The following is a 23704-nucleotide window of genomic DNA, read 5'->3' as shown; positions in this document are numbered from 1 at the left end:
ACGCCCATCGAGGTGGCAGGTAGCGTAGGACACCGTGCCCGCGCCGTCGGGCCCTCGTGCGTGCACACGATCCGGACTCGTCCGGGGACGTGCACCGGGTGGAGAACCGCCGCCGAGCGAAGCCGAATCAGCCAGGTCTACCTGGATGGCCGGTGCCGCCGGGGAGCGGGGCGACACGCCCGGGCGCGGGGGTCGGTTCGGGACTCCAGACCACCGAGGCAGCCGCGCGACGGGCGGCACTCCTCGAACATGCCGGCCGTCCAGGGTGACGGGATCCGGTCGACCAGAGCTCATCCAACAGACGGAGACGTAGTGCCTACGATCCAGCAGCTGGTCCGCAAGGGCCGGCAGGCGAAGACGAACAAGTCGAAGACGCCTGCCCTCAAGGGCAGCCCCCAGCGACGCGGTGTGTGCACCCGCGTCTACACCACGACCCCGAAGAAGCCGAACTCCGCCCTCCGCAAGGTCGCGCGCGTTCGCCTCTCGAGCCAGGTCGAGGTCACGGCGTACATCCCGGGCGTCGGCCACAACCTGCAGGAGCACTCCATCGTGCTCGTGCGCGGTGGTCGTGTGAAGGACCTCCCCGGTGTCCGCTACAAGATCGTCCGCGGCGCCCTCGACACGCAGGGCGTCAAGAACCGCAAGCAGGCGCGCAGCCGCTACGGCGCGAAGAAGGTGGGCTGATGCCTCGCAAGGGTCCGGCCCCCAAGCGGCCGCTGATCGCTGACCCCGTCTACGGGTCCCCGGTCGTCACGCAGCTGATCAACAAGATCCTGCTCGACGGCAAGAAGTCCGTCGCCGAGTCGATCGTCTACGGCGCCCTCGAGGGCGTCCGTGAGAAGACGCAGGGCGACCCGGTCGTCGTGCTCAAGCGCGCGCTCGACAACGTCCGCCCGTCGCTCGAGGTGCGTTCGCGCCGCGTCGGTGGTGCGACGTACCAGGTGCCCGTCGAGGTCCGTCCGGTCCGCCAGACGACGCTCGCGCTGCGCTGGCTCACCGACTACTCCCGCGCCCGCCGCGAGAAGACGATGACCGAGCGCCTCATGAACGAGATCCTCGACGCCTCGAACGGCCTCGGTGCCGCGGTCAAGCGCCGCGAGGACATGCACAAGATGGCCGAGTCCAACAAGGCCTTCGCGCACTACCGCTGGTAATCCCGGCAGCCGCGGCCCGTCCGCCCCGATGCGGGCGGGCACGCGGCACCTCCACGAGCCAACCGACAAGGGGCAACCAACGTGGCACTCGACGTGCTCACCGACCTCACGAAGGTCCGCAACATCGGCATCATGGCGCACATCGATGCCGGCAAGACGACGACCACCGAGCGGATCCTGTTCTACACCGGGGTCAACTACAAGATCGGTGAGACGCACGACGGTGCGTCGACGATGGACTGGATGGAGCAGGAGCAGGAGCGCGGCATCACGATCACGTCCGCCGCGACGACCTGCTACTGGAAGAACAACCAGATCAACATCATCGACACGCCCGGTCACGTCGACTTCACGGTCGAGGTCGAGCGCTCGCTGCGCGTCCTCGACGGTGCTGTCGCCGTGTTCGACGGCAAGGAGGGCGTCGAGCCCCAGTCGGAGACCGTCTGGCGTCAGGCCGACAAGTACGACGTCCCCCGTATCTGCTTCGTCAACAAGATGGACAAGCTGGGCGCGGACTTCTACTTCACGGTGAAGACGATCGTCGACCGCCTCAAGGCCAAGCCGCTGGTCATCCAGCTGCCCATCGGCGCCGAGAACGACTTCATCGGTGTCGTCGACCTCGTCGAGATGCGCGCGCTGGTGTGGCGCGGCGAGACGGCCCTGGGCGAGAAGTACGAGGTCGAGGACATCCCGGCCGACCTGCAGGAGAAGGCCGAGCAGTACCGGGCCGAGCTGCTCGAGGCCGTCGCCGAGACGGACGACGAGCTGCTCGAGAAGTTCCTCGGTGGCGAGGACCTGACGGTCGACGAGATCAAGGCGGGCATCCGCAAGCTCACGGTCGCCAGCCAGGCCTACCCGGTCCTGTGCGGCTCGGCGTTCAAGAACAAGGGCGTCCAGCCCATGCTCGACGCGGTCATCGACTACCTGCCGACGCCCCTGGACGTCCCGGCCGTCGAGGGCCACGACGTCAAGGACCCCGAGGTCGTCGTCGAGCGTCACCCCGACGCGACGGAGCCCTTCTCCGCGCTGGCCTTCAAGGTCGCCGCGCACCCCTTCTTCGGCAAGCTGACCTACGTCCGGGTGTACTCCGGCAAGGTCGCGCAGGGCGCCCAGGTGCTCAACGCCACGAAGGGCAAGAAGGAGCGCATCGGCAAGCTCTTCCAGATGCACTCCAACAAGGAGAACCCCGTCGAGGAGGCCACGGCCGGCCACATCTACGCGTTCATCGGTCTGAAGGACGTCACCACGGGTGACACCCTGGCCGACACGTCCGCGCCGGTGGTGCTCGAGTCGATGACGTTCCCCGAGCCGGTGATCGACGTCGCCATCGAGCCGAAGACGAAGGGTGACCAGGAGAAGCTCTCCCTGGCCATCCAGAAGCTCGCCGAGGAGGACCCGACCTTCCGCGTCAAGCTCGACGAGGAGACCGGCCAGACCGTCATCGGCGGCATGGGCGAACTCCACCTCGACATCCTCGTCGACCGTATGCGTCGCGAGTTCAAGGTCGAGGCCAACGTCGGCAAGCCGCAGGTCGCGTACCGCGAGACGATCCGCCGCACGGTGGAGAAGATCGACTACACGCACAAGAAGCAGACCGGTGGTTCGGGCCAGTACGCCAAGGTGCAGATGACCTTCGCGCCGCTGGACCCCGCCGAGGGCGAGCTGTACGAGTTCGAGAACAAGGTCACCGGTGGCCGCGTCCCGCGCGAGTACATCCCGTCGGTCGACGCCGGTATCCAGAGCGCGATGCAGCTCGGTGTCCTCGCGGGCTTCCCGCTGGTGGGCGTCAAGGCCACGCTGCTCGACGGTGCCGCGCACGACGTGGACTCCTCCGAGATGGCGTTCAAGATCGCCGGCTCGATGATCCTCAAGGAAGCGGTCCGCAAGGCCGACCCGGTTCTGCTGGAGCCGGTCATGGCCGTCGAGGTCCGCACCCCTGAGGACTACATGGGCGATGTCATCGGCGACCTGAACTCGCGCCGCGGCATGATCCAGTCCATGGAGGACGCCACGGGCGTGAAGGTCATTCGCGCCCAGGTTCCGCTCTCCGAGATGTTCGGCTACGTCGGCGACCTGCGTTCCAAGACGCAGGGTCGTGCGGTGTACTCGATGCAGTTCGACAGCTACGCCGAGGTTCCTCGGAACGTTGCCGAGGAGATCATCAAGAAGACCCGGGGCGAGTAGTCCCACAGGTCGAACCCTGTAGTTCCATCACATAAACCGACCCGTAGGACGCGCGCCTGGCAGGTACCGTTCGGTATCGCAGACGGGCAATCTCTACCAAGTCCTGAGGAGGACACCCAGTGGGCAAGGCGAAGTTCGAGCGCACCAAGCCGCACGTCAACATCGGCACCATCGGTCACGTCGACCACGGCAAGACGACGCTGACGGCCGCCATCTCGAAGGTGCTGCACGACAAGTACCCCGAGCTGAACCCCTTCACGCCGTTCGACGAGATCGACAAGGCGCCTGAGGAGAAGCAGCGCGGCATCACCATCAACATCGCGCACGTGGAGTACCAGACGGAGAAGCGTCACTACGCTCACGTCGACGCTCCCGGTCACGCCGACTACATCAAGAACATGATCACGGGTGCGGCGCAGATGGACGGCGCCATCCTCGTGGTCGCCGCGACGGACGGCCCGATGGCCCAGACGCGTGAGCACGTCCTGCTCGCCCGTCAGGTCGGCGTGCCCTACCTGCTCGTCGCCCTGAACAAGTCGGACATGGTCGACGACGAGGAGATCCTCGAGCTCGTCGAGGTCGAGGTGCGCGAGCTCCTCTCCTCGCAGGGCTTCGCGGGCGACGACGTCCCCGTGGTTCGCGTCTCGGGCCTCAAGGCGCTCGAGGGCGACCCGGAGTGGGTCAAGTCGGTCGAGGACCTGCTGGACGCCGTCGACGAGAACGTGCCGGACCCGGTGCGCGACATCGACAAGCCGTTCCTCATGCCGATCGAGGACGTCTTCACGATCACCGGCCGTGGCACGGTCGTCACCGGTCGTGTCGAGCGTGGCTCGCTCAAGGTGAACGAGGAGGTGGAGATCGTCGGTATCAAGGAGAAGGCGATCAAGACCACGGTCACCGGCGTCGAGATGTTCCGCAAGCTGCTCGACTACGCGGAGGCCGGCGAGAACGTCGGTCTGCTCCTGCGTGGCACGAAGCGCGAGGAGGTCGAGCGCGGCCAGGTCGTCGTCAAGCCCGGCTCGATCACGCCGCACACCGAGTTCGAGGGCCAGGTCTACATCCTGGCCAAGGACGAGGGTGGCCGTCACAACCCGTTCTACGGGAACTACCGCCCCCAGTTCTACTTCCGCACCACCGACGTCACCGGCGTCATCACGCTGCCCGAGGGCACCGAGATGGTCATGCCCGGCGACAACACGGAGATCTCCGTGACGCTGATCCAGCCCATCGCCATGGAGGAGGGCCTCGGCTTCGCCATCCGCGAGGGTGGCCGCACCGTCGGCTCGGGCCGCGTCATCAAGATCATCAAGTGATCTGAGCCCTTCGGGGTAGGAACACCGGGAAGGCCCGGGCGCTTCGGCGTCCGGGCCTTCCTGCGTACCCGCTCGCTTTCCGGGCGGATCCCGCAGAGCGGACAAGCGGGTGAAAAGCGGGCGTGGGATCGCTACCATCTCCGCCATGGATACCCCCGACCGCAACGACGCGGGAACGGGCGAGTCGAGTACCGGCTCGTCGACGATGACCACCCGACGATCCTCCACGCGGAGCAGTCGGCCCCCCGCGCGCACGGCCTGGATCGTCGTCGCAGCAGCCGTCGCGGTCGCCGTGGCGATCGCCCTGATCGTCATCAAGCCGTGGGCGGGCGATGGCGACGGCCCCACGGGGGACCCGGTCCGCATCGACCGCGGCAGCGCCACCGAGGCGACGCTCGCGATCGACGGCTCCGTCCGAGCGCTGACGATCACGGCAGACGCCCCGAGTGCCAACCTGCTGACGGCCGACGCGACCACGGGGCAGCAGCCCACGGCGGACGGCGCCGACAAGCTCCACCTCGGCTCGGGCGACGAGGTCGCGCTGCGGCTTGCGCCGGACGTGGCGTGGACGCTGGAGATCTCCTCGAGCCTGGACACGCTCACGGCCGATCTCGGTGCCGGCAAGCTGACCGACCTCACCCTCGCCGGCGGTACCCGGACGATCGAGCTCACGCTGCCCAAGCCTGACGGTGCCGTGACGATCGACCAGCCGGGCGGTGCGCAGGACCTGGCCGTGCACCTGCCAGACGGAGTCGGCGCCCAGGTCGACGTCACCTCGGGCATCGGCACCGCGACCGTCGACGGCAAGGCCACGCAGGGCGTCGGGAGCGGCACGACGCTCAAGACCGAGCAGCTCGGCGACGACCGCTACGAGCTCAAGGTGGGTGGTGGCCTGTCCACCCTCACCATCGACCACCCCTGACGTGCTCCATCGATGGGCCGGTCCACCGCGGACCGGCCCATCGCCACGCCCGCACACCGGACCGCGACGGCGGGTCGTCCGTCGCCGGCGTGCGTTGTATGCGCCGCGCGTCGCCGCCGCCGGACCCGCGGTGGGTCGCGGCCCACGTTGCGCGGGTGCGGGCGGGTGGGCCGGTCATGAGATGTGCGGCGCTGTGGATGACCGCCATCGTGACGGATCCAGCGGTGCCACGGTGGCCTGGTGGATGACGAGGCGGTGCGCGCGCTGGCGCGCAGGGGTGTGGTGCTGACCGAGGATGCGCGCGCGGCAGGGCTCGACGACCGCGCGTTGAGGACGGCGCGCGCGGCAGCACTGATGACGCGGATCCGCCCGGGCGCGTACGTGGACGCGCAGGTGTGGGCGGCGATGTCCGACGAGGCTCGCTACCGGCAGACCGTCATGGCCGCCGCGCGGACGCTCACCGCTCCGGTCTTCTCCCACTACTCCGCGGCGGCTCTCTGGGGCCTGCCGTTGGTGGGCCGATGGCCGGAGTCGGTGCACGTCGTGGCGCGCGGCGCGAGCGGCGGGCGTTCCTGGCGGGGTGTGGTCGTGCACGGGACCGACCTCGACCCGCCGACAGACGTTCGCGACGGCTTCACCGTCACGGATCCGGCGACCACGGTGCTCGGTGTCGCACGCGTCGCACCGTTCGCCACTGGCCTCGCGATGGCCGACCACGCGCTGCGCGCCGAGCTGACGACGTCAGACGCGCTGGCAGCGGGGGCCGAGACACTGGGGTCGAGGCGGGGCGCTGCACGCGCACGGCGCGTCGTCGCTGCGGCCGATGCTCGTGCGGAGTCGGTAGGGGAGTAGCTCAGCCGCGCGCGGATGATCGAGCTCGCGGTCTCGCTACCCGACCTGCAGCACGAGGTGCGCGTCGACGACCGCCTCGTAGGTCGTGTCGACTTCTACTGGCCGGCGCTCGGGCTCGTGGGCGAGTTCGACGGGCGCCTGAAGTACCGCATGGACGGGATCGCCGATGGGCGCCCGCTCGAGGAGCGACTCTGGAGCGAGAAGCGGCGCGAGGACGCGATCCGCGCGACCGGGCTGGGCGTCACGCGCTGGACGTGGCGAACAGCGCTTGACCCGGCGCTTTTCGCGGCCCACCTCCGTAATGCCGGCGTGCTCGTCGACGGATCGCCTCGACCGCGCGTCTCCCGCGTCGACCGCGCGTCGAGCGCCACGCGCGGTCGTGCCGCCTGACGCGCGGTCGCGCCGCCGGGGGTGTGGGGGAGATCACGGGTGTCGGTGCGGGCGGTGTGACGCAGGGAATTGGCCATTGCTGGGTGTCTCTGGCAGACTAGTCAAGTTGCCCGCTGAGGTGGCGCGTTCGTGCGCGCTCGGCCAGCTGGGCTGACAGACGTGGCGAACGGCAGGACCCCGGGGTCAACCCGGTGGTGGACGTTCGACAACAACCACCGACCTCGTGCCTGACGGTACGCAGCGCAACGGTGTGGCGCGAAATGCGACACGCCCGAGTGCGGGGGTCGGACGGATCGGTTCGAAGAGAGAGATTGAGACGACGCCATGGCGGGACAGAAGATCCGCATCAGGCTCAAGTCCTACGACCACGAGGTCATCGACAGCTCGGCGCGCAAGATCGTCGACACGGTGACTCGCGCTGGTGCGTCGGTCGTGGGTCCGGTGCCGTTGCCGACGGAGAAGAACGTTTTCTGCGTCATCCGGTCGCCCCACAAGTACAAGGACAGCCGCGAGCACTTCGAGATGCGCACGCACAAGCGGCTCATCGACATCATCGATCCCACGCCGAAGGCCGTCGACTCGCTCATGCGTCTCGACCTGCCCGCGGACGTGAACATCGAGATCAAGCTCTGACGCTGGGAAGGAACTGATTTCTATGGTTACCCAGCAGAACGAGCGCCCCGTGAAGGCACTGCTCGGCCGCAAGCTCGGCATGACCCAGCTCTGGGACGAGGCCGGTCGCCTCGTCCCGGTGACGGTCGTCGAGGTCGGTACGAACGTCGTCACCCAGGTGCGCTCCGCTGACGCTGACGGCTACGCTGCGGTCCAGCTGGCCTACGGCCAGATCGACCCCCGCAAGGTCACCAAGCCGCTGAAGGGCCACTTCGAGAAGGCCGGGGTCACCCCGCGCCGGCACGTGGCCGAGATCCGTACGTCCGACGCTGCCGAGTTCGCGCTCGGTCAGGAGATCACCGCGGCGGCCTTCGAGGCCGGCCAGATCGTCGACGTCATCGGCACCACCAAGGGCAAGGGCACCGCCGGTGTCATGAAGCGCCACGGCTTCCACGGAGTCGGCGCGTCCCACGGTGCGCACAAGAACCACCGCAAGCCCGGCTCGATCGGTGGCGCATCGACGCCGTCGCGCGTGTTCAAGGGCATCAAGATGGCCGGTCGGATGGGCGTCGCCCGCCAGACCACCCAGAACCTGACCGTGCACGCGGTCGACGCCGAGCGGGGCCTGATCCTCGTCAAGGGTGCCGTTCCCGGCCCCAAGGGTGGCGTCGTCGTCGTGCGTTCCGCTGCGAAGGGTGCGTGAACACGATGAGTGACACGCTGACCGTCGACGTCCTGGACGCGAAGGGTGCGAAGGCCGGCCAGGCCGAGCTTCCCGCCGACGTCTTCGACGTGCAGACCAATGTTCCGCTGATCCACCAGGTCGTCGTCGCGCAGCTCGCGGCGGCTCGCCAGGGCACGCACGACACGAAGTCTCGTGGCGAGGTCCGTGGTGGCGGCCGCAAGCCGTACAAGCAGAAGGGCACCGGCCGCGCCCGCCAGGGTTCGACCCGTGCGCCCCAGTTCGCCGGTGGTGGCGTCGTCCACGGCCCCACGCCGCGTGACTACAGCCAGCGCACGCCCAAGAAGATGAAGGCCGCGGCGCTCCGTGGTGCTCTCTCGGACCGCGCCCGCGCCGGTCGCGTCCACGTGGTGTCGGGCTTCGCGCCCGGGACCGCGCCGTCGACGAAGTCCGCTCTGGCCGTGCTCGAGAACCTCTCGGGTCGCAAGAACGTGCTGGTCGTCGTCGAGCGTTCGGACGAGATCACGTGGAAGTCGCTGCGCAACGTCGAGCGGGTCCACCTGCTCGTCGCCGACCAGCTCAACACGTACGACGTGCTCATCTCGGATGACGTCGTCTTCACGCAGGGCGCGCTCGACGCGTTCCTCGCTGGCCCCGTCAAGGGCGCGAAGGAGGAGTCCAAGTGAGCGACCTCGGGAAGAACCCGCGCGACATCCTGCTCGCCCCCGTCGTGTCGGAGAAGAGCTACGGCCTGCTGGACGAGGGGAAGTACACCTTCCTCGTCGACCCGCGTGCCAACAAGACTGAGATCAAGATCGCTGTCGAGCAGGTCTTCGGCGTCAAGGTCGACTCGGTCAACACCGCGAACCGACAGGGCAAGTCCCGTCGGACCCGTTTCGGCACCGGCCGCCGCAAGGACACGAAGCGTGCGATCGTCACCCTCCGCGAGGGAACGATCGACATCTTCGGCGGTCCGGTCGGCTGATCGAAGGACTGAGAACTCATGGGAATCCGTAAGTACAAGCCGACTACCCCGGGCCGTCGCGGCTCGTCGGTCGCCGACTTCGCTGAGATCACGCGCTCCACGCCGGAGAAGTCGCTGGTCCGCCCGCTGCACAAGACCGGTGGCCGCAACTCCACCGGCCGCATCACCACCCGTCACAAGGGTGGCGGTCACAAGCGTGCGTACCGCGTCATCGACTTCCGTCGTCACGACAAGGACGGCGTGCCGGCCAAGGTCGCGCACATCGAGTACGACCCCAACCGCACGGCGCGCATCGCGCTCCTGCACTACGCGGACGGCGAGAAGCGCTACATCATCGCGCCGAACAAGCTGTCGCAGGGTGACGTCATCGAGAACGGCCCCGGCGCCGACATCAAGCCCGGCAACAACCTGCCGCTGCGCAACATCCCGACCGGTACGGTCATCCACGCCATCGAGCTGAAGCCCGGTGGCGGCGCGAAGATCGCCCGCTCGGCTGGTGCGTCCGTGCAGCTCGTCGCCAAGGACGGCCCCTACGCCCAGCTGCGTCTGCCGTCCGGTGAGATCCGCAACGTCGACCTGCGCTGCCGCGCGACGGTCGGCGAGGTGGGCAACGCCGAGCAGTCGAACATCAACTGGGGCAAGGCCGGCCGCATGCGCTGGAAGGGCAAGCGCCCCTCCGTCCGTGGTGTCGCCATGAACCCGATCGACCACCCGCACGGTGGTGGCGAGGGCAAGACGTCCGGTGGACGTCACCCCGTCAGCCCGTGGGGCCAGTCGGAGGGTCGTACCCGCCGTCCGAACAAGCCGAGCGACAAGCTCATCGTGCGCCGTCGGCGCACCGGCAAGAACAAGCGCTGATAGGAGCCTGAGATGCCACGTAGCCTGAAGAAGGGCCCGTTCGTCGACGGTCACCTGCAGAAGAAGGTCGATGTCCAGAACACGGCCGGCACGAAGAACGTCATCAAGACGTGGTCGCGCCGTTCGGTGATCACCCCGGACTTCCTCGGCCACACCTTTGCCGTGCACGACGGACGCAAGCACACCCCGGTGTTCGTGACGGAGTCGATGGTCGGGCACAAGCTCGGCGAGTTCGCCCCGACGCGGACGTTCCGCGGCCACGAGAAGGACGACCGTAAGGGCCGTCGCCGCTGACCCCGGTCAGCAGGTGACGCCCGAGCGGCAGAGACAAGAGAGCAGGACAGCAATGGAAGCCAAGGCGAGCGCGCGGTTCGTCCGCGTCACTCCCCAGAAGGCCCGGCGCGTCGTGGACCTCATCCGTGGCAAGCAGGCCGGCGAGGCCGTCGCGGTGCTGAAGTTCGCACCGCAGTCTGCAGCGGAGCCCGTCCTCAAGACGGTGCAGTCCGCGATCGCGAACGCGGTCGAGGGTGCCAAGCGCAACAGTGAGCGCCTCGACGAGGCGGACCTCTACATCTCCGAGGTCTTCGTCGACGAGGGGCCCACCCTCAAGCGGTTCCGCCCCCGGGCGCAGGGCCGTGCGAGCCAGATCCTCAAGCGTTCGAGCCACATCACCGTGGTCGTCAGCGAGCGCCAGAGCACGAAGGGACGGACCCGATAGTGGGACAGAAGGTCAACCCGCTCGGGTATCGCCTGGGCATCACCACCGATCACCGTTCGCGGTGGTTCGCCGACTCGACCAAGCCGGGTCAGCGCTACCGCGACTACGTCCGCGAGGACGTGCAGATCCGTAAGCTCATGGGCACCGGCCTCGAGCGTGCGGGCATCGCCAAGGTCGAGATCGAGCGCACGCGTGACCGCGTTCGCGTCGACATCCACACCGCCCGCCCGGGCATCGTCATCGGGCGTCGTGGCGCGGAGGCCGACCGCATCCGTGGCGAGCTCGAGAAGCTCACGGGCAAGCAGGTCCAGCTGAACATCCTCGAGGTCAAGAACGCCGAGATCGAGGCCCAGCTGGTCGCCCAGGGCATCGCCGAGCAGCTGGCGAGCCGTGTCTCGTTCCGTCGCGCCATGCGCAAGGGCATCCAGTCGGCGCAGCGCGCCGGCGCCAAGGGCATCCGCGTGCAGGTCTCCGGCCGCCTCGGTGGCGCGGAGATGAGCCGGACGGAGTTCTACCGCGAGGGTCGTGTGCCGCTGCACACGCTGCGCGCGAACATCGACTACGGGTTCTTCGAGGCCCGTACCACCTTCGGTCGCATCGGTGTCAAGGTCTGGATCTACAAGGGCGACATGACGGAGAAGGAGTTCGCCCGCGAGCAGGCGACGCAGGCTCCTCGTCCGTCGCGCGGCCCGCGTGGTGACCGCGGCGAGCGCGGTGGAGACCGCGGTCCCCGTGCCGGTGGCCCTCGTCGTGAGCGCACTGAGGCCCCCGCGGCCGAGGGTGCCGTCGAGGCCAACCCCGAGGCGACCCCCGAGTCCGGAACGGAGGCCTGAGCCGTGCTTATCCCGCGCAGGCTGAAGCACCGCAAGCAGCACCACCCCGGGCGCTCCGGCGCCGCGACCGGTGGTACGTCGATCACGTTCGGTGAGTACGGCATCCAGGCCCTCGAGCCCGCCTACGTCACCAACCGTCAGATCGAGGCTGCTCGTATCGCGATGACCCGCCACATCAAGCGTGGCGGCAAGGTCTGGATCAACATCTACCCGGACCGTCCGCTCACCAAGAAGCCCGCCGAGACCCGCATGGGTTCCGGTAAGGGTTCCCCCGAGTGGTGGATCGCCAACGTCAAGCCCGGCCGAGTGATGTTCGAGCTCGCCGGCGTCCCGGAGGAGCTCGCCCGCGAGGCCATGCGTCGCGCGCAGCACAAGCTCCCCATGAAGACCCGTTTTGTGGTTCGCGAGGGTGGTAACTGATGACTATCGGAACCAAGGACCTGGCTCCCACCGAGCTCGACGCCTTTGACGACGAGAAGCTGGTTGCCGAGCTGAAGAAGTCCAAGGAGGAGCTTTTCAACCTCCGCTTCCAGTCGGCCACCGGTCAGCTCGAGAGCCACGGGCGGCTCAAGGCCGTGCGCCGCGACATCGCCCGGATCTACACGATCCTGCGCGAGCGTGAGCTCGGCATCCGTACCGCTCCGACCGCGAGCGAGTGAGGCTGACATGAACGACAAGCACACCACCGCCACGGCCGAGCACCGCGCGTACCGCAAGACGCGTCGGGGCTACGTCGTGAGCGACAAGATGGACAAGACCGTCGTGGTCGAGGTCGAGGACCGGGTCAAGCACCCGCTCTACGGCAAGGTCATCCGACGCACCAGCAAGGTCAAGGCGCACGACGAGCAGGGCTCGGCGGGCGTGGGCGACCTCGTGCTGATCATGGAGACGCGGCCGCTCTCCGCCACCAAGCGGTGGCGTCTGGTCGAGGTCCTCGAGAAGGCCAAGTAAGCCCAGCACCACCCCAAGTTGCCCACGGGCGGCGGGGGCCGACGCAAGAAGGTCCCCGCCGCGACGTGTGCATCACGGCAACTATCCGTTCGGCCAGGCTGCTCGCGAGAAGCGCGGCGCAGAACCCGCCAGACGACAGGAGTAGGTAGATGATCCAGCAGGAGACGCGACTGCGCGTCGCCGACAACACGGGTGCCAAGGAGATTCTCTGCATCCGTGTTCTCGGTGGCTCGGGCCGCCGTTACGCCGGAATCGGCGACGTCATCGTCGCCACCGTCAAGGACGCGATCCCCGGCGGCAACGTCAAGAAGGGCGACGTCGTCAAGGCCGTCATCGTGCGCACCCGCAAGGAGCGGCGCCGGCCCGACGGTTCGTACATCAAGTTCGACGAGAACGCCGCAGTGATCCTCAAGAGCGACGGCGAGCCCCGTGGCACGCGCATCTTCGGCCCCGTGGGCCGCGAGCTGCGCGACAAGAAGTTCATGAAGATCATCTCGCTGGCACCGGAGGTGATCTGATCATGGCGAAGATCAAGAAGGGCGACCTCGTCGTCGTCATCTCCGGCCGTGACAAGGGCCGCCAGGGCCGCGTGCTCGAGGTGCTCACGGAGACGCAGCGCGTCGTCGTCGAGGGCGTCCAGCGCGTGCAGAAGCACGTCAAGGCCGGCCAGACCCAGCGCGGAACGCGCACCGGTGGCATCGAGACCGTCGAGGCTCCCATCCACATCAGCAACGTGATGCTCGTGGACCCGGAGACCAAGAAGGGCACTCGCGTCGGCTACCGCACCGAGCAGGTCGAGCGTGACGGCCGCACGCGCAACGTTCGCGTTCGCGTCGCCAAGCGCTCCGGGAAGGACGTCTGATGACCGAGACGACTCTCGAGGCCCCGGCCCTGCCGCGCCTCAAGACCAAGTACAACGACGAGATCAAGCCGGCCCTGTTCAAGGACTTCGGCCACGCGAACATCAACCAGGTCGCGCGGCTGGTCAAGGTCGTCGTCAACATGGGTGTCGGTGACGCCGCCAAGGACTCGAAGCTGATCGAGGGCGCTATCCGCGACCTCACCCAGATCACGGGCCAGAAGCCGCAGGTCACCAAGGCCCGCAAGTCGATCGCCCAGTTCAAGCTGCGCGAGGGCATGCCGATCGGCGCCCACGTCACGCTGCGCGGCGACCGTGCCTGGGAGTTCCTGGACCGACTGCTGTCGACCGCGCTCCCGCGCATCCGTGACTTCCGCGGCCTGTCGCCCAAGCAGTTCGACGGCCACGGCAACTACACGTTCGGCCTCACGGAGCAGTCGATGTTCCACGAGATCGACCAGGACAAGATCGACCGTGTCCGCGGTATGGACATCACGATCGTCACCACCGCTGACACGGACGACGAGGGTCGCGCTTTCCTCAAGCTCCTCGGCTTCCCGTTCAAGGAGAACTGACCATGGCGAAGACCGCTCTGAAGAACAAGGCGGCTGCGAAGCCCAAGTTCGCGGTTCGCGGCTACACGCGCTGCCAGCGCTGCGGCCGTCCGCACTCGGTGTACCGCAAGTTCGGCCTGTGCCGGATCTGCGTGCGGGAGATGGCCCACCGCGGCGAGCTCCCCGGCGTCACCAAGAGCAGCTGGTAATCACTCAGTAGTACGAGCGTCGGTAGGTCCCGGCCAGCTCCCTGCACAGCGCAGAGCGGGCCGGGATACCCCGGCGAGAAAGGGCGGAAGCCCCCATGACCATGACCGACCCGATCGCAGACCTGCTCACGCGGCTGCGGAACGCGAACTCGGCGCACCACGACGAGGTCTCGATCCCGTTCTCGAAGTTGAAGTCGCACATCGCGGAGATCCTTCAGGCCGAGGGGTACATCGTCGGCTGGAAGGTCGAGGAGGCCACTGTTGGCCAGAACCTCGTCATCGAGCTGAAGTACGGCCCCAACCGCGAGCGTGCGCTCGCCGGCGTCAAGCGCGTGTCCAAGCCGGGCCTGCGCGTCTACGCCAAGTCCACCAACCTGCCCAAGGTGCTCGGCGGCCTGGGCGTGGCGATCCTGTCCACGTCCTCCGGTCTCCTCACCGACAAGCAGGCCGCCAAGAAGGGCGTGGGTGGGGAAGTCCTCGCCTACGTCTGGTAATCCCGAGACGGAAAGGAGCTAGCCAATGTCTCGTATCGGCAGAATCCCCGTCCCGGTCCCGGCCGGCGTGGATGTCAACATCAACGGAGCCGTCGTGACGGTGAAGGGCCCCAAGGGCACCCTCGCGCACACGGTCGCCGCCCCCATCGAGGTCAAGAACGAGGACGGCACCCTCGTCGTCTCGCGTCCTGACGACGAGCGCGCGTCGCGCTCGCTGCACGGCCTGACCCGCACGCTGCTGGCGAACCTCGTCACCGGCGTGACCGAGGGCTACGTCAAGAAGCTGGAGATCGTCGGCACGGGTTACCGAGTCGTCGCCAAGGGTTCGGACCTCGAGTTCGCCCTCGGCTTCAGCCACCCCGTCGTCGTCTCCCCGCCCGAGGGCATCACCTTCGTGGTCGAGGCCCCGACGCGCTTCTCGGTGCAGGGCATCGACAAGCAGCAGGTCGGCGAGGTCGCAGCGAACATCCGCAAGATCCGCAAGCCTGAGCCGTACAAGGGCAAGGGCGTGCGGTACGCGGGCGAGAACGTGCGCCGCAAGGTCGGAAAGGCCGGTAAGTAAGCCATGGCGATCAAGATCATCGGCAAGGGCAAGCGGAAGGCGCGCCAGCGTCGTCACCTGCGTCTTCGCAAGAAGGTTCAGGGTTCGGCCACGCGCCCCCGTCTCGTCGTGACGCGCTCCGCGCGCCACATCACCGCTCAGGTCGTCGACGACGGCATCGGGCAGACCGTGGTCTCGGCCTCGACCCTCGAGGCGAGCCTGCGGACCGCGGACGGCGACAAGACCGCCAAGGCGAAGAAGGTCGGCGAGCTCATCGCCGACCGCGCCAAGGCAGCAGGCATCGACGCGGTCGTCTTCGACCGCGGCGGCAACAAGTACCACGGCCGGGTGGCCGCGGTGGCCGACGGTGCCCGCGAGGGTGGTCTGGCGCTGTGACGACGACGAACCGGAAGAAGAGGACTCACTGATGGCTGCTCCTCAGCGCAGCAACACCGGGGCGCCCGCGGGCGGCACCGGGACGGGCGGCGGTGACCGTCGCGACGGCGGTCGTGGCCGCGACGGCGGCGGCCGCGGAGGCCGCGACGCCGCAGAGAAGAGCGCGTTCCTCGAGCGCGTCGTGACGATCAACCGTGTCTCGAAGGTCGTCAAGGGCGGCCGCCGCTTCAGCTTCACCGCGCTCGTCGTGGTGGGCGACGGCGACGGGACCGTCGGTGTCGGCTACGGCAAGGCCAAGGAGGTGCCCGCGGCGATCGCCAAGGGCGTCGAGGAGGCGAAGAAGAACTTCTTCCGCGTCCCCCGCATCCAGGGCACCATCCCGCACCCCATCCAGGGTGAGGCCGCTGCCGGTGTCGTGTTCCTGCGTCCGGCGTCGCCGGGTACCGGTGTGATCGCCGGTGGTCCCGTGCGCGCCGTCCTGGAGTGCGCCGGCATCCACGACGTCCTGAGCAAGTCGCTCGGCTCGTCGAACGCGATCAACATCGTGCACGCGACGGTCGAGGCCCTGCGTGGCCTCGAGCAGCCCGAGGCTGTGGCCGCTCGTCGTGGCCTGCCGGTCGAGCACGTCGTCCCGGCCGCGCTCCTGCGCGCCCAGGCCGAGGGTCGGGCGAAGGCTGCCGAGAAGGTGGGTGCGTGATGGCCCGTCTCAAGGTGACCCAGAAGAAGTCCGGCATCGGTGGCAAGCAGAACCAGCGCGACACGCTGCGCACCCTGGGCCTCAAGCGGATCGGCGACGTCGTCGTCAAGGAGGACCGTCCTGAGATCCGCGGCATGGTCCGGACCGTGCAGCACCTGGTCGCGGTCGAGGAGGTCGAGTGACCATGGCTGACGACAAGAAGGCCACGGAGTCCACGGAGGACGCCCCCAAGGCGACCGCCAAGAAGGCTCCGGCAAAGAAGGCTGCTGCCTCGGAGGCTGCGGCCCCCAAGGCTGCTGCGAAGACGACGGCTGCGAAGAAGCCGGCTGCGAGCAAGACCTCGGCCAAGTCCGAGGCTGCGAGCGAGTCGGCCGAGAAGCCTGCCGCCAAGAAGCCCGCCGCCAAGAAGGCCACGGCCGCTGCGCCGAAGGCCGAGAAGTCGGCTGCCGCGGTCGCGGCTGCCGAGGCGGCTGCTGTGCCCGGCAACGGTGGCACCCTCAAGGTGCACCACCTGCGTCCGGCCCCCGGCGCCAAGACCGCCAAGACCCGCGTGGGTCGTGGTGAGGCGTCGAAGGGTAAGACGGCCGGTCGCGGTACCAAGGGTACGAAGGCCCGTTACCAGGTCCCCACCCGCTTCGAGGGTGGTCAGATGCCGCTGCACATGCGTCTGCCCAAGCTTCGTGGCTTCAAGAACCCGTTCCGCGTCGAGTACCAGGTCGTCAACCTGGACAAGCTCTCGGCGCTGTACCCCGACGGTGGCGACGTGACGGTCGCCGACCTGGTGGCCAAGGGTGCGGTCCGCAAGGGCCAGCCCGTCAAGGTGCTCGGCACCGGTGAGCTGACGGTCAAGGTCTCCGTCGCCGTGGACGCCTTCTCGGCGTCGGCGAAGGACAAGATCGTCGCTGCCGGCGGCAGCGTCTCGCAGGACTGACAAACCGGTACGAGGCCGGTGGTGCGTTCTCACGCCCACCGGCCTCGTTCCGTATCTCGACCTCGATCGGCTAGGGTGCCCCGGGTGCCTGTGCGACAGCCGGGCGACGCGGCCGGAACGACCCGGTCGCACGAACTGCCGCGACAGCGGTACAGGAGGATCAGGTGCTAGGCGCATTCGTGCGGGCGTTCAGGACGCCCGACCTGCGGCGGAAGCTGCTCTTCACGATCGGGATCATGGTCGTGTTCCGCTTCGGCTCCTTCCTGCCGACGCCGGGGGTGTCCTACCCGAACGTCCAGAAGTGCATCGACGCGACGGCGGACAGCAACCTGCTGGGGTTGGTCAACCTCTTCAGCGGTGGTGCGCTGCTGCACCTGTCCGTCTTCGCGCTCGGGATCATGCCGTACATCACGGCGAGCATCATCGTCCAGCTGCTGCGCGTGGTGATCCCCAAGTTCGAGGAGCTCCACAAGGAGGGGCAGTCGGGCACCGCGAAGCTCACGCAGTACACGCGGTACCTGACGATCGGCCTGGCGATCCTGCAGTCGACGACGATCATCACGATCGCGCGCAGCGGCAACCTGTTCCAGGGCTGCTCCTTCGACGTGATCCCCGACGACTCGTGGGTCACGCTGCTGATCATGGTCATCACCATGACCGCCGGTACGGGCCTGATCATGTGGCTCGGCGAGCTCATCACCGAGCGCGGTGTCGGCAACGGCATGTCGCTGCTGATCTTCACCTCGATCGCCGCGAGCTTCCCGGGCAACATGTGGTCGATCGCCGGCTCGAACAACGGTGTCAGCAAGTTCATCGTCGTGATGGCGATCATCATCCTCGTCATCGGGCTCGTCGTGTTCGTCGAGCAGAGCCAGCGCCGCATCCCGGTCCAGTACGCGAAGCGGATGGTGGGGCGGCGCATGTACGGCGGCTCCAGCACGTACATCCCGATCAAGATCAACATGGCGGGCGTCATCCCGGTGATCTTCGCGTCGTCGCTGCTGCAGGTGCCCGCGCTGATCGCCCAGTTCGGTGACCAGAACTCCGAGTGGGTCCGCTGGGTCTCCCTGAACCTGGCGAGCACGAGCGCGCCGCTGCACCTGGCGATCTACGTCGTCCTGATCATCTTCTTCTGCTACTTCTACACGGCCATCACGTTCAACCCGGACGAGGTCGCCGACAACATGAAGAAGTACGGCGGCTTCATCCCCGGCATCCGCGCGGGGCGCCCCACGGCGGACTACCTGAACTACGTCATCTCGCGCATCACCGCGCCCGGCTCGATCTACCTGGCGCTCGTCGCGCTGATCCCCACGATCACGTTCATCGTGCTGGGCGTCGGCAACAACATCCCGTTCGGTGGCTCGTCGATCCTCATCGTCGTCGGCGTCGGCCTCGAGACGGTCAAGCAGATCCAGTCGCAGCTCGAGCAGCGGCACTACGAAGGGTTCCTCCGGTGAGCGCGCGTCTGGTCCTCCTCGGTCCTCCCGGAGCGGGCAAGGGCACCCAGGCCGCACGGCTCGCCGAGCGCCTGGGCGTGCCGGCCATCTCGACGGGCGACATCTTCCGCGCCAACATCAAGGGCGGCACGGAGCTGGGCAAGCTCGCCCAGTCGTACTCCTCGCGTGGTGCCCTGGTGCCCGACGAGGTCACGAACGCCATGGTGCGCGACCGGCTCGCCGAGGCGGACGCGGCCGAGGGGTTCCTGCTCGACGGCTACCCGCGCAACGTGGCTCAGGTCGCGGAGCTGGACACGATCCTCGCCGACGCCGGTCTCTCGCTCGACCTCGCGGTCGAGATCACGGCGGACCCGGAGGTCGTGACCGAGCGGTTGATCAAGCGCGCCGAGATCGAGGGACGCGAGGACGACACGGCGGACGTCATCCGCCACCGGCTCGACGTGTACGCCGAGCAGACCGCGCCGATCTCGGCGGTCTACGCCGAGCGCGACCTGCTCGCGCAGGTTGACGGCCTGGGTGAGGTCGACGAGGTCACTGAGCGGCTGCTCGCGGTGATCGGCACGGCTGCGCGCTGACGATGTTCGGCCGGGAACGGATCGAGCTCAAGTCGCCCGAGCAGATGCTGCTCATGCGGCGGGCCGGACTCGTCGTGGCCGACGCTCACGCGGCGGTGCGCGCGGCGGTCGCCGTCGGCGTGACGACCGCGGAGCTCGACGCCGTCGCGGCGGGCGTCCTGGCCGAGGCCGGCGCGGGCTCGTCCTTCCTCGGCTACCACGACTACCCGGCGGTCTTGTGCGTGTCGGTGAACGACGAGGTCGTGCACGGCATCCCCGGCGAACGCGAGCTGGCAGCCGGGGACGTCGTCTCGGTCGACTTCGGTGCGGTCGTCGACGGCTGGCATGGTGACGCCGCGTTCTCGATGGTGGTGCCCGGGGCGGTCGACGACGGTGACGATGCGCTCGTCGCCACCACCCAGGCCGCCATGTGGGCCGGCATCGCCGCCCTCGCCACGGCCGACAGGCTCGGTGTGGTGGGGGAGGCCGTCGAGGACGTCGTCGACGCCGCGCACGAAGCGGGTCTCAACGCAGGCGTGCGGTACGGGATCGTCGAGGACTACGTCGGGCATGGGATCGGGACGCAGATGCACCAGCCGCCCGACGTCCTGAACTACCGGACCCGAGACCGTGGTCCACGCCTGCGGCCGGGGATGTGCCTCGCCGTCGAGCCCATGCTCGTCCGTGGCGAGCAGGAGAGCGACGTCCTCGAGGACGACTGGACGGTCGTGACGCGGGACGGGTCCCGCGCGGCGCACTGGGAGCACACCGTTGCGCTCCACGAGGGCGGCATCTGGGTGCTGACCTCGCCCGACGGTGGAGCCGAGGCGCTGGCCGCGCTCGGCGTGCAGGTCGCCCCGCTCGGCTGACCAGCTCCTGCCCGCCGTGGGCGGACGTGACGCCGGGGTGACATCCGACCGGGGCGTGCGCGTCCGCGCGCACCGAGCGGCGCGGATGTCCCGCACGTCACGTCCGAGCCGGTTTCGTCTGCTGGGAGTGATGGCGTACAGTTGTCCGTTGGGTGTGTGCGCCCTGTCAGTCATCCGATGCCGAGCCGGTCTGCGACCGAGCGGGTGTCCGGTCGAACGGCATCAGCACCCGCTCCCCACGTACGTCCGCCATCGGTCGGCAGTCGCCGGTCGTTCGCGGTCGCCGTGGGTTGTTCCAGAAGACCGACAGTTAGCGGAGGACATGGCGAAGAAGGACGGCGTCATCGAGATCGAGGGAAGTGTCGTCGAGGCGCTCCCCAACGCGATGTTCCGGGTGGAGCTCACGAACGGCCACAAGGTTCTCGCGCACATCTCGGGCAAGATGCGGCAGCACTACATCCGGATCCTCCCCGAGGACCGCGTGGTGGTGGAGCTCAGCCCGTACGACCTGTCCCGCGGTCGCATCGTCTACCGCTACAAGTAATCACCACATCAACACGCCGTCATGTCCCCGTGCACCGGGGAACGAAACGGCGGCGGAGGAACACGCGATGAAGGTCAAGCCCAGCGTCAAGAAGATCTGCGACAAGTGCAAGGTGATCCGCCGGCACGGTCGCGTCCAGGTGATCTGCGAGAACCTGCGCCACAAGCAGCGCCAGGGCTGATGCCCTGACGCTCACGGCGTCTCGCTCCACCCGCAGTACGACGACCCCACGGGGTCGGCACAGCGCACCACCACTCCGGAACCGGCCCGCAGGGCCGGACCGGCGAACCCTCGGTCGGAGGCCGGGGCCCGCAGTCAGCGGGGAGATGGTGCGGAAGACCTCCGACGCAGTTCAGGAGCCACCAGGCACATGGCACGTCTTATCGGAGTGGACCTCCCCCGCGAGAAGCGGCTGGAGATCGCGCTCACCTACATCTACGGGGTCGGCCGCACCCGCGCCAAGCAGACCCTCGCCGCCACCGGCATCTCCGGTGACCTTCGCGTGAAGGACATGGGCGACACCGAGCTCGTCGCCCTGCGCGACTACCTCGAGGCCAGCTTCAAGCTCGAGGGTGACCTCCGCCGTGAGGTCGCCGCCGACATCCGCCGCAAGGTCGAGATCGGCTGCTACGAGGGCCTGCGTCACCGCCGCGGCCTGCCGGTGCGCGGTCAGCGCACCAAGACCAACGCGCGTACCCGCAAGGGCCCCAAGCGCACCGTGGCCGGCAAGAAGAAGGCCGGGCGCAAGTAGCCCTGTCCGCCGCAGCGCGCACCGTCCGCGCAGCCGGACCCTCGATCCTGTAGAGAGAAGAAGACATGCCTCCCAAGACCCGTTCCGCCGTGCGCAAGCCGCGCCGCAAGGAGAAGAAGAACGTCTCCCACGGCCAGGCGCACATCAAGAGCACGTTCAACAACACGATCATCTCGATCACCGACCCGTCGGGCGCCGTCATCGCGTCGGCGTCGTCGGGCCAGGTCGGCTTCAAGGGCTCGCGCAAGTCGACGCCCTTCGCCGCCCAGCTCGCCGCCGAGGCTGCCGCTCGTCGTGCGCAGGAGCACGGCATGCGCAAGGTCGACGTCTTCGTGAAGGGCCCGGGCTCGGGCCGCGAGACCGCGATCCGTTCGCTGCAGGCGACCGGCCTCGAGGTCGGCTCGATCCAGGACGTGACGCCCCAGGCGCACAACGGCTGCCGCCCGCCGAAGCGTCGCCGCGTCTGATCACCCGTACCCCGGGGGTGGCTTCGCCGCCCCCGGGGGTTTCGCCTGTCCCGCCCCGGTGGACCGAGACCGCGGCGGCCTGTAGTACCTGCGGCGTGTCATATGGCGGACGCCCGCTGAGAGGAATCACACCGTGCTGATCGCACAGCGCCCCACCCTGACCGAAGAGGTCATCTCGGAGAACCGTTCGCGCTTCTCCATCGAGCCGCTCGAGCCCGGCTTCGGCTACACGCTCGGCAACTCGCTGCGCCGTACGCTGCTCTCCTCCATCCCCGGTGCCGCCGTCACGTCCATCCGGATCGACGGCGTGCTGCACGAGTTCTCGACCGTGCCCGGGGTCAAGGAGGACGTCACCGAGATCATCCTCAACATCAAGCAGCTGGTCGTCTCCTCGGAGAACGACGAGCCCGTCGTGATGTACCTGCGCAAGCAGGGTGCTGGTGAGGTCTCGGCCGCCGACATCGTGCCCCCGGCCGGCGTCGAGGTCCACAACCCGGGTCTGCACCTGGCGACGCTCAACGACAAGGGCAAGCTCGAGATCGAGCTGACCGTCGAGCGGGGCCGCGGCTACGTGTCCGCGAACCAGAACAAGTCGTTCGACGCCGAGATCGGCCGCATCCCGGTCGACTCGATCTACTCGCCGGTCCTCAAGGTGACCTACAAGGTCGAGGCGACGCGTGTCGAGCAGCGCACGGACTTCGACAAGCTCATCGTCGACGTCGAGACGAAGGCCGCGATCAGCCCGCGCGACGCGCTCGCGTCGGCCGGCAAGACGCTGGTCGAGCTCTTCGGCCTGGCCCGTGAGCTGAACGTCGAGGCCGAGGGCATCGAGATCGGTCCGTCGCCGACGGACGCCGCGCTCGCCGCCGACCTGGCTCTGCCGATCGAGGACCTGCAGCTGACGATCCGGTCGTACAACTGCCTCAAGCGTGAGGGCATCCACTCGGTGGGTGAGCTCGTGGCGCGTTCCGAGGCCGACCTGCTCGACATCCGCAACTTCGGCGCCAAGTCGATCACCGAGGTCAAGGAGAAGCTTGCCGAGCTGGGCCTGTCCCTCAAGGACAGCCCGCTCGACTTCGACCCGACCACGGCGGCCTACTACGGCGACGACGAGGGCGACTTCGTCGAGGACGAGCAGTACTGATTCAGCCTCAGGACCGACCAGTACTGATTCGGTACTGACGATGAACTTCCAAGGAGAATGACCATGCCTACGCCCACCAAGGGTCCCCGGCTCGGTGGCGGACCGGCGCACGAGCGCCTGATCCTCGCCAACCTCGCGACGCAGCTGTTCAAGTACGGCCGCATCACGACGACGGAGGCCAAGGCCAAGCGCCTGCGCCCCCTGGCCGAGCGCCTGATCTCGTTCGGCAAGCGCGGCGACCTGCACGCTCGTCGCCGCGTCATGACCGTGATCAAGGAGAAGGAGGTCGTCCACGTCCTCTTCACCGAGATCGCGCCCGCCATGGCCGAGCGTCAGGGCGGCTACACCCGCATCACGAAGGTCGGCCCCCGCAAGGGCGACAACGCGCCCATGGCCGTGATCGAGCTCGTCCTCGAGCCCGTCTCGCCGAAGCAGGCCGTCGTCCGCGAGGCCACCAAGGCGACGCAGAAGTCGGCGCCCAAGGCCAAGCCGGCCGAGGAGCCCCAGGCCGAGGAGACCGCCACGGAGGCGTCCGCCGACGAGGCGACCGAGGCCGAGGCGACCGAGGCCGACAAGGCCTGACGCCCGCAGCACCCCACGAGGGCCCGGACACCGCACGGTGTCCGGGCCCTCGTGCATGCGCGGCGTAGCGTGAGGCTCAGTGTCAGGGTGACGGTGCCGCTTAGCGGTGGTTGGGTCCTGTCACCGGGGCGTCTGACTCCTAGCGTGACTGCCTTCGTGGCTTGCATGCGAATTGCCGGCGCCCCGGTGGGAGGACCG

37 protein-coding genes are annotated in these 23704 nt (G+C 68.3%); all 37 read left to right on the top strand.

The features are described 5' to 3' along the window. Positions 1-312 precede the first annotated feature (312 nt). The 37 genes from rpsL to rplQ all read left to right on the top strand — a co-directional run bounded on the left by rpsL (position 313) and on the right by rplQ (position 23506). Positions 313-684, top strand: coding sequence for a 30S ribosomal protein S12 (rpsL, locus tag IC607_RS00185; RefSeq protein ID WP_013770160.1), 372 nt, complete (start codon positions 313-315; stop codon positions 682-684). After that, the gene (rpsG, locus tag IC607_RS00180) at positions 684-1154 is read left to right on the top strand and encodes a 30S ribosomal protein S7 (RefSeq protein WP_191784994.1); all 471 of its coding nucleotides are present in this window, start codon (positions 684-686) and stop codon (positions 1152-1154) included. Before rpsL ends, rpsG begins: the two co-directional genes overlap by 1 nt. Before the next feature lie 81 nt (positions 1155-1235). After that, on the top strand, positions 1236-3338 hold the full coding sequence (gene fusA, locus IC607_RS00175; protein WP_191784993.1) for an elongation factor G: 2103 nt from the start codon (positions 1236-1238) through the stop codon (positions 3336-3338). A 119-nt stretch (positions 3339-3457) separates the two neighbouring features. Beyond that, positions 3458-4651 carry an elongation factor Tu gene (gene tuf / locus IC607_RS00170; RefSeq protein WP_191784992.1) on the top strand — a complete coding sequence of 398 codons (1194 nt, stop codon included), beginning with the start codon at positions 3458-3460 and terminating at the stop codon, positions 4649-4651. Between the two features lie 145 nt (positions 4652-4796). After that, positions 4797-5573: a hypothetical protein gene (locus IC607_RS00165; protein ID WP_191784991.1), complete on the top strand. Its 777-nt coding sequence runs from the start codon at positions 4797-4799 to the stop codon at positions 5571-5573. A gap of 240 nt (positions 5574-5813) precedes the next feature. Continuing rightward, complete coding sequence (locus tag IC607_RS00160) at positions 5814-6425, top strand: type IV toxin-antitoxin system AbiEi family antitoxin domain-containing protein (protein ID WP_191784990.1); 612 nt, start codon at positions 5814-5816, stop codon at positions 6423-6425. Between the two features lie 15 nt (positions 6426-6440). Continuing rightward, positions 6441-6815 (top strand): hypothetical protein, encoded by a 375-nt coding sequence (locus tag IC607_RS00155; RefSeq protein WP_191784989.1) that lies wholly within the window; start codon positions 6441-6443, stop codon positions 6813-6815. Positions 6816-7139: 324 nt separating this feature from the next. Then, positions 7140-7448 carry a 30S ribosomal protein S10 gene (rpsJ, locus tag IC607_RS00150; RefSeq protein ID WP_013117879.1) on the top strand — a complete coding sequence of 103 codons (309 nt, stop codon included), beginning with the start codon at positions 7140-7142 and terminating at the stop codon, positions 7446-7448. 22 nt (positions 7449-7470) lie between these two features. Beyond that, positions 7471-8130 (top strand): 50S ribosomal protein L3, encoded by a 660-nt coding sequence (gene rplC, locus IC607_RS00145; protein WP_191784988.1) that lies wholly within the window; start codon positions 7471-7473, stop codon positions 8128-8130. 5 nt (positions 8131-8135) lie between these two features. Further along, positions 8136-8795, top strand: a complete 660-nt coding sequence (rplD, locus tag IC607_RS00140) for a 50S ribosomal protein L4 (protein ID WP_191784987.1) — start codon at positions 8136-8138, stop codon at positions 8793-8795. Beyond that, the gene (rplW, locus tag IC607_RS00135) at positions 8792-9094 is read left to right on the top strand and encodes a 50S ribosomal protein L23 (protein ID WP_118767715.1); all 303 of its coding nucleotides are present in this window, start codon (positions 8792-8794) and stop codon (positions 9092-9094) included. Before rplD ends, rplW begins: the two co-directional genes overlap by 4 nt. Positions 9095-9112: 18 nt before the next feature. Then, a complete protein-coding gene (gene rplB / locus IC607_RS00130) occupies positions 9113-9952 on the top strand; it encodes a 50S ribosomal protein L2 (protein WP_191784986.1) in 840 nt (279 codons plus the stop codon). A 12-nt stretch (positions 9953-9964) separates the two neighbouring features. Next, entirely contained in the window at positions 9965-10246 is a 282-nt protein-coding gene (rpsS, locus tag IC607_RS00125; RefSeq protein WP_028045064.1) for a 30S ribosomal protein S19, read from the top strand. Between the two features lie 52 nt (positions 10247-10298). After that, entirely contained in the window at positions 10299-10670 is a 372-nt protein-coding gene (gene rplV / locus IC607_RS00120) for a 50S ribosomal protein L22 (RefSeq protein ID WP_191784985.1), read from the top strand. Then, complete coding sequence (gene rpsC / locus IC607_RS00115) at positions 10670-11503, top strand: 30S ribosomal protein S3 (RefSeq protein ID WP_191784984.1); 834 nt, start codon at positions 10670-10672, stop codon at positions 11501-11503. The genes rplV and rpsC overlap by 1 nt, the downstream gene beginning before the upstream one ends. A 3-nt stretch (positions 11504-11506) precedes the next feature. Then, positions 11507-11923, top strand: a complete 417-nt coding sequence (gene rplP, locus IC607_RS00110) for a 50S ribosomal protein L16 (protein ID WP_191784983.1) — start codon at positions 11507-11509, stop codon at positions 11921-11923. After that, on the top strand, positions 11923-12162 hold the full coding sequence (rpmC, locus tag IC607_RS00105) for a 50S ribosomal protein L29 (protein ID WP_118767719.1): 240 nt from the start codon (positions 11923-11925) through the stop codon (positions 12160-12162). Before rplP ends, rpmC begins: the two co-directional genes overlap by 1 nt. 7 nt (positions 12163-12169) lie before the next feature. Then, entirely contained in the window at positions 12170-12454 is a 285-nt protein-coding gene (gene rpsQ, locus IC607_RS00100) for a 30S ribosomal protein S17 (protein WP_191784982.1), read from the top strand. Positions 12455-12603: 149 nt separating this feature from the next. Next, entirely contained in the window at positions 12604-12972 is a 369-nt protein-coding gene (gene rplN, locus IC607_RS00095) for a 50S ribosomal protein L14 (protein ID WP_191784981.1), read from the top strand. A gap of 2 nt (positions 12973-12974) precedes the next feature. Beyond that, positions 12975-13316 (top strand): 50S ribosomal protein L24, encoded by a 342-nt coding sequence (rplX, locus tag IC607_RS00090; RefSeq protein WP_191784980.1) that lies wholly within the window; start codon positions 12975-12977, stop codon positions 13314-13316. After that, the gene (gene rplE, locus IC607_RS00085; protein ID WP_304516298.1) at positions 13316-13888 is read left to right on the top strand and encodes a 50S ribosomal protein L5; all 573 of its coding nucleotides are present in this window, start codon (positions 13316-13318) and stop codon (positions 13886-13888) included. The genes rplX and rplE overlap by 1 nt, the downstream gene beginning before the upstream one ends. A 2-nt stretch (positions 13889-13890) precedes the next feature. Then, on the top strand, positions 13891-14076 hold the full coding sequence (locus IC607_RS00080) for a type Z 30S ribosomal protein S14 (protein WP_028045055.1): 186 nt from the start codon (positions 13891-13893) through the stop codon (positions 14074-14076). Positions 14077-14171: 95 nt separating this feature from the next. Continuing rightward, positions 14172-14570: a 30S ribosomal protein S8 gene (rpsH, locus tag IC607_RS00075; protein ID WP_191784979.1), complete on the top strand. Its 399-nt coding sequence runs from the start codon at positions 14172-14174 to the stop codon at positions 14568-14570. A 25-nt stretch (positions 14571-14595) separates the two neighbouring features. Further along, a complete protein-coding gene (rplF, locus tag IC607_RS00070; protein ID WP_191784978.1) occupies positions 14596-15132 on the top strand; it encodes a 50S ribosomal protein L6 in 537 nt (178 codons plus the stop codon). A 3-nt stretch (positions 15133-15135) separates the two neighbouring features. Continuing rightward, complete coding sequence (gene rplR, locus IC607_RS00065; RefSeq protein WP_191784977.1) at positions 15136-15507, top strand: 50S ribosomal protein L18; 372 nt, start codon at positions 15136-15138, stop codon at positions 15505-15507. A gap of 31 nt (positions 15508-15538) precedes the next feature. Further along, the gene (gene rpsE, locus IC607_RS00060) at positions 15539-16204 is read left to right on the top strand and encodes a 30S ribosomal protein S5 (RefSeq protein WP_191784976.1); all 666 of its coding nucleotides are present in this window, start codon (positions 15539-15541) and stop codon (positions 16202-16204) included. Beyond that, entirely contained in the window at positions 16204-16386 is a 183-nt protein-coding gene (gene rpmD, locus IC607_RS00055; RefSeq protein ID WP_029290623.1) for a 50S ribosomal protein L30, read from the top strand. The genes rpsE and rpmD overlap by 1 nt, the downstream gene beginning before the upstream one ends. Before the next feature lie 2 nt (positions 16387-16388). Continuing rightward, a complete protein-coding gene (rplO, locus tag IC607_RS00050) occupies positions 16389-17135 on the top strand; it encodes a 50S ribosomal protein L15 (RefSeq protein WP_191784975.1) in 747 nt (248 codons plus the stop codon). 164 nt (positions 17136-17299) lie between these two features. Continuing rightward, positions 17300-18595: a preprotein translocase subunit SecY gene (gene secY, locus IC607_RS00045; RefSeq protein ID WP_191784974.1), complete on the top strand. Its 1296-nt coding sequence runs from the start codon at positions 17300-17302 to the stop codon at positions 18593-18595. Next, positions 18592-19170: an adenylate kinase gene (locus IC607_RS00040; protein ID WP_191784973.1), complete on the top strand. Its 579-nt coding sequence runs from the start codon at positions 18592-18594 to the stop codon at positions 19168-19170. The genes secY and IC607_RS00040 overlap by 4 nt, the downstream gene beginning before the upstream one ends. Before the next feature lie 2 nt (positions 19171-19172). Then, the gene (map, locus tag IC607_RS00035) at positions 19173-20018 is read left to right on the top strand and encodes a type I methionyl aminopeptidase (RefSeq protein ID WP_191784972.1); all 846 of its coding nucleotides are present in this window, start codon (positions 19173-19175) and stop codon (positions 20016-20018) included. Between the two features lie 322 nt (positions 20019-20340). Continuing rightward, the gene (infA, locus tag IC607_RS00030) at positions 20341-20562 is read left to right on the top strand and encodes a translation initiation factor IF-1 (RefSeq protein ID WP_013770189.1); all 222 of its coding nucleotides are present in this window, start codon (positions 20341-20343) and stop codon (positions 20560-20562) included. Between the two features lie 67 nt (positions 20563-20629). Continuing rightward, on the top strand, positions 20630-20743 hold the full coding sequence (gene rpmJ / locus IC607_RS00025; RefSeq protein WP_013117849.1) for a 50S ribosomal protein L36: 114 nt from the start codon (positions 20630-20632) through the stop codon (positions 20741-20743). 189 nt (positions 20744-20932) lie between these two features. After that, positions 20933-21313: a 30S ribosomal protein S13 gene (gene rpsM, locus IC607_RS00020; protein WP_191784971.1), complete on the top strand. Its 381-nt coding sequence runs from the start codon at positions 20933-20935 to the stop codon at positions 21311-21313. 65 nt (positions 21314-21378) lie between these two features. Further along, positions 21379-21780 carry a 30S ribosomal protein S11 gene (gene rpsK, locus IC607_RS00015; RefSeq protein ID WP_123370304.1) on the top strand — a complete coding sequence of 134 codons (402 nt, stop codon included), beginning with the start codon at positions 21379-21381 and terminating at the stop codon, positions 21778-21780. A 133-nt stretch (positions 21781-21913) separates the two neighbouring features. Continuing rightward, complete coding sequence (locus IC607_RS00010) at positions 21914-22924, top strand: DNA-directed RNA polymerase subunit alpha (RefSeq protein WP_191784970.1); 1011 nt, start codon at positions 21914-21916, stop codon at positions 22922-22924. Between the two features lie 63 nt (positions 22925-22987). Next, complete coding sequence (gene rplQ / locus IC607_RS00005) at positions 22988-23506, top strand: 50S ribosomal protein L17 (protein WP_191784969.1); 519 nt, start codon at positions 22988-22990, stop codon at positions 23504-23506. The last annotated feature ends 198 nt before the right edge of the window (positions 23507-23704 follow it).

This window comes from Cellulomonas sp. JH27-2, from assembly GCF_014837175.1.
In the GTDB taxonomy this organism is placed as follows: domain Bacteria; phylum Actinomycetota; class Actinomycetes; order Actinomycetales; family Cellulomonadaceae; genus Cellulomonas.
The sequence above is the reverse complement of the archived record's forward strand: the minus strand, read 5'-3'. Positions and strand labels throughout refer to the sequence as shown.

What these genes read in the sequence shown, in the direction of transcription:
- rpsG (WP_191784994.1), top strand. Translation starts at nt 684, where the DNA reads ATGCCTCGCAAGGGTCCGGCCCCCAAGCGGCCGCTGATCGCTGACCCC.
- IC607_RS00165 (WP_191784991.1), top strand. Translation starts at nt 4,797, where the DNA reads ATGGATACCCCCGACCGCAACGACGCGGGAACGGGCGAGTCGAGTACC.
- IC607_RS00155 (WP_191784989.1), top strand. Translation starts at nt 6,441, where the DNA reads ATGATCGAGCTCGCGGTCTCGCTACCCGACCTGCAGCACGAGGTGCGC.
- rpsJ (WP_013117879.1), top strand. Translation starts at nt 7,140, where the DNA reads ATGGCGGGACAGAAGATCCGCATCAGGCTCAAGTCCTACGACCACGAG.
- rplC (WP_191784988.1), top strand. Translation starts at nt 7,471, where the DNA reads ATGGTTACCCAGCAGAACGAGCGCCCCGTGAAGGCACTGCTCGGCCGC.
- rplD (WP_191784987.1), top strand. Translation starts at nt 8,136, where the DNA reads ATGAGTGACACGCTGACCGTCGACGTCCTGGACGCGAAGGGTGCGAAG.
- rplB (WP_191784986.1), top strand. Translation starts at nt 9,113, where the DNA reads ATGGGAATCCGTAAGTACAAGCCGACTACCCCGGGCCGTCGCGGCTCG.
- rpsS (WP_028045064.1), top strand. Translation starts at nt 9,965, where the DNA reads ATGCCACGTAGCCTGAAGAAGGGCCCGTTCGTCGACGGTCACCTGCAG.
- rplV (WP_191784985.1), top strand. Translation starts at nt 10,299, where the DNA reads ATGGAAGCCAAGGCGAGCGCGCGGTTCGTCCGCGTCACTCCCCAGAAG.
- rpmC (WP_118767719.1), top strand. Translation starts at nt 11,923, where the DNA reads ATGACTATCGGAACCAAGGACCTGGCTCCCACCGAGCTCGACGCCTTT.
- rpsQ (WP_191784982.1), top strand. Translation starts at nt 12,170, where the DNA reads ATGAACGACAAGCACACCACCGCCACGGCCGAGCACCGCGCGTACCGC.
- rplN (WP_191784981.1), top strand. Translation starts at nt 12,604, where the DNA reads ATGATCCAGCAGGAGACGCGACTGCGCGTCGCCGACAACACGGGTGCC.
- rplX (WP_191784980.1), top strand. Translation starts at nt 12,975, where the DNA reads ATGGCGAAGATCAAGAAGGGCGACCTCGTCGTCGTCATCTCCGGCCGT.
- rplE (WP_304516298.1), top strand. Translation starts at nt 13,316, where the DNA reads ATGACCGAGACGACTCTCGAGGCCCCGGCCCTGCCGCGCCTCAAGACC.
- IC607_RS00080 (WP_028045055.1), top strand. Translation starts at nt 13,891, where the DNA reads ATGGCGAAGACCGCTCTGAAGAACAAGGCGGCTGCGAAGCCCAAGTTC.
- rpsH (WP_191784979.1), top strand. Translation starts at nt 14,172, where the DNA reads ATGACCATGACCGACCCGATCGCAGACCTGCTCACGCGGCTGCGGAAC.
- rplF (WP_191784978.1), top strand. Translation starts at nt 14,596, where the DNA reads ATGTCTCGTATCGGCAGAATCCCCGTCCCGGTCCCGGCCGGCGTGGAT.
- rplR (WP_191784977.1), top strand. Translation starts at nt 15,136, where the DNA reads ATGGCGATCAAGATCATCGGCAAGGGCAAGCGGAAGGCGCGCCAGCGT.
- rpsE (WP_191784976.1), top strand. Translation starts at nt 15,539, where the DNA reads ATGGCTGCTCCTCAGCGCAGCAACACCGGGGCGCCCGCGGGCGGCACC.
- rpmD (WP_029290623.1), top strand. Translation starts at nt 16,204, where the DNA reads ATGGCCCGTCTCAAGGTGACCCAGAAGAAGTCCGGCATCGGTGGCAAG.
- rplO (WP_191784975.1), top strand. Translation starts at nt 16,389, where the DNA reads ATGGCTGACGACAAGAAGGCCACGGAGTCCACGGAGGACGCCCCCAAG.
- map (WP_191784972.1), top strand. Translation starts at nt 19,173, where the DNA reads ATGTTCGGCCGGGAACGGATCGAGCTCAAGTCGCCCGAGCAGATGCTG.
- infA (WP_013770189.1), top strand. Translation starts at nt 20,341, where the DNA reads ATGGCGAAGAAGGACGGCGTCATCGAGATCGAGGGAAGTGTCGTCGAG.
- rpmJ (WP_013117849.1), top strand. Translation starts at nt 20,630, where the DNA reads ATGAAGGTCAAGCCCAGCGTCAAGAAGATCTGCGACAAGTGCAAGGTG.
- rpsM (WP_191784971.1), top strand. Translation starts at nt 20,933, where the DNA reads ATGGCACGTCTTATCGGAGTGGACCTCCCCCGCGAGAAGCGGCTGGAG.
- rpsK (WP_123370304.1), top strand. Translation starts at nt 21,379, where the DNA reads ATGCCTCCCAAGACCCGTTCCGCCGTGCGCAAGCCGCGCCGCAAGGAG.
- rplQ (WP_191784969.1), top strand. Translation starts at nt 22,988, where the DNA reads ATGCCTACGCCCACCAAGGGTCCCCGGCTCGGTGGCGGACCGGCGCAC.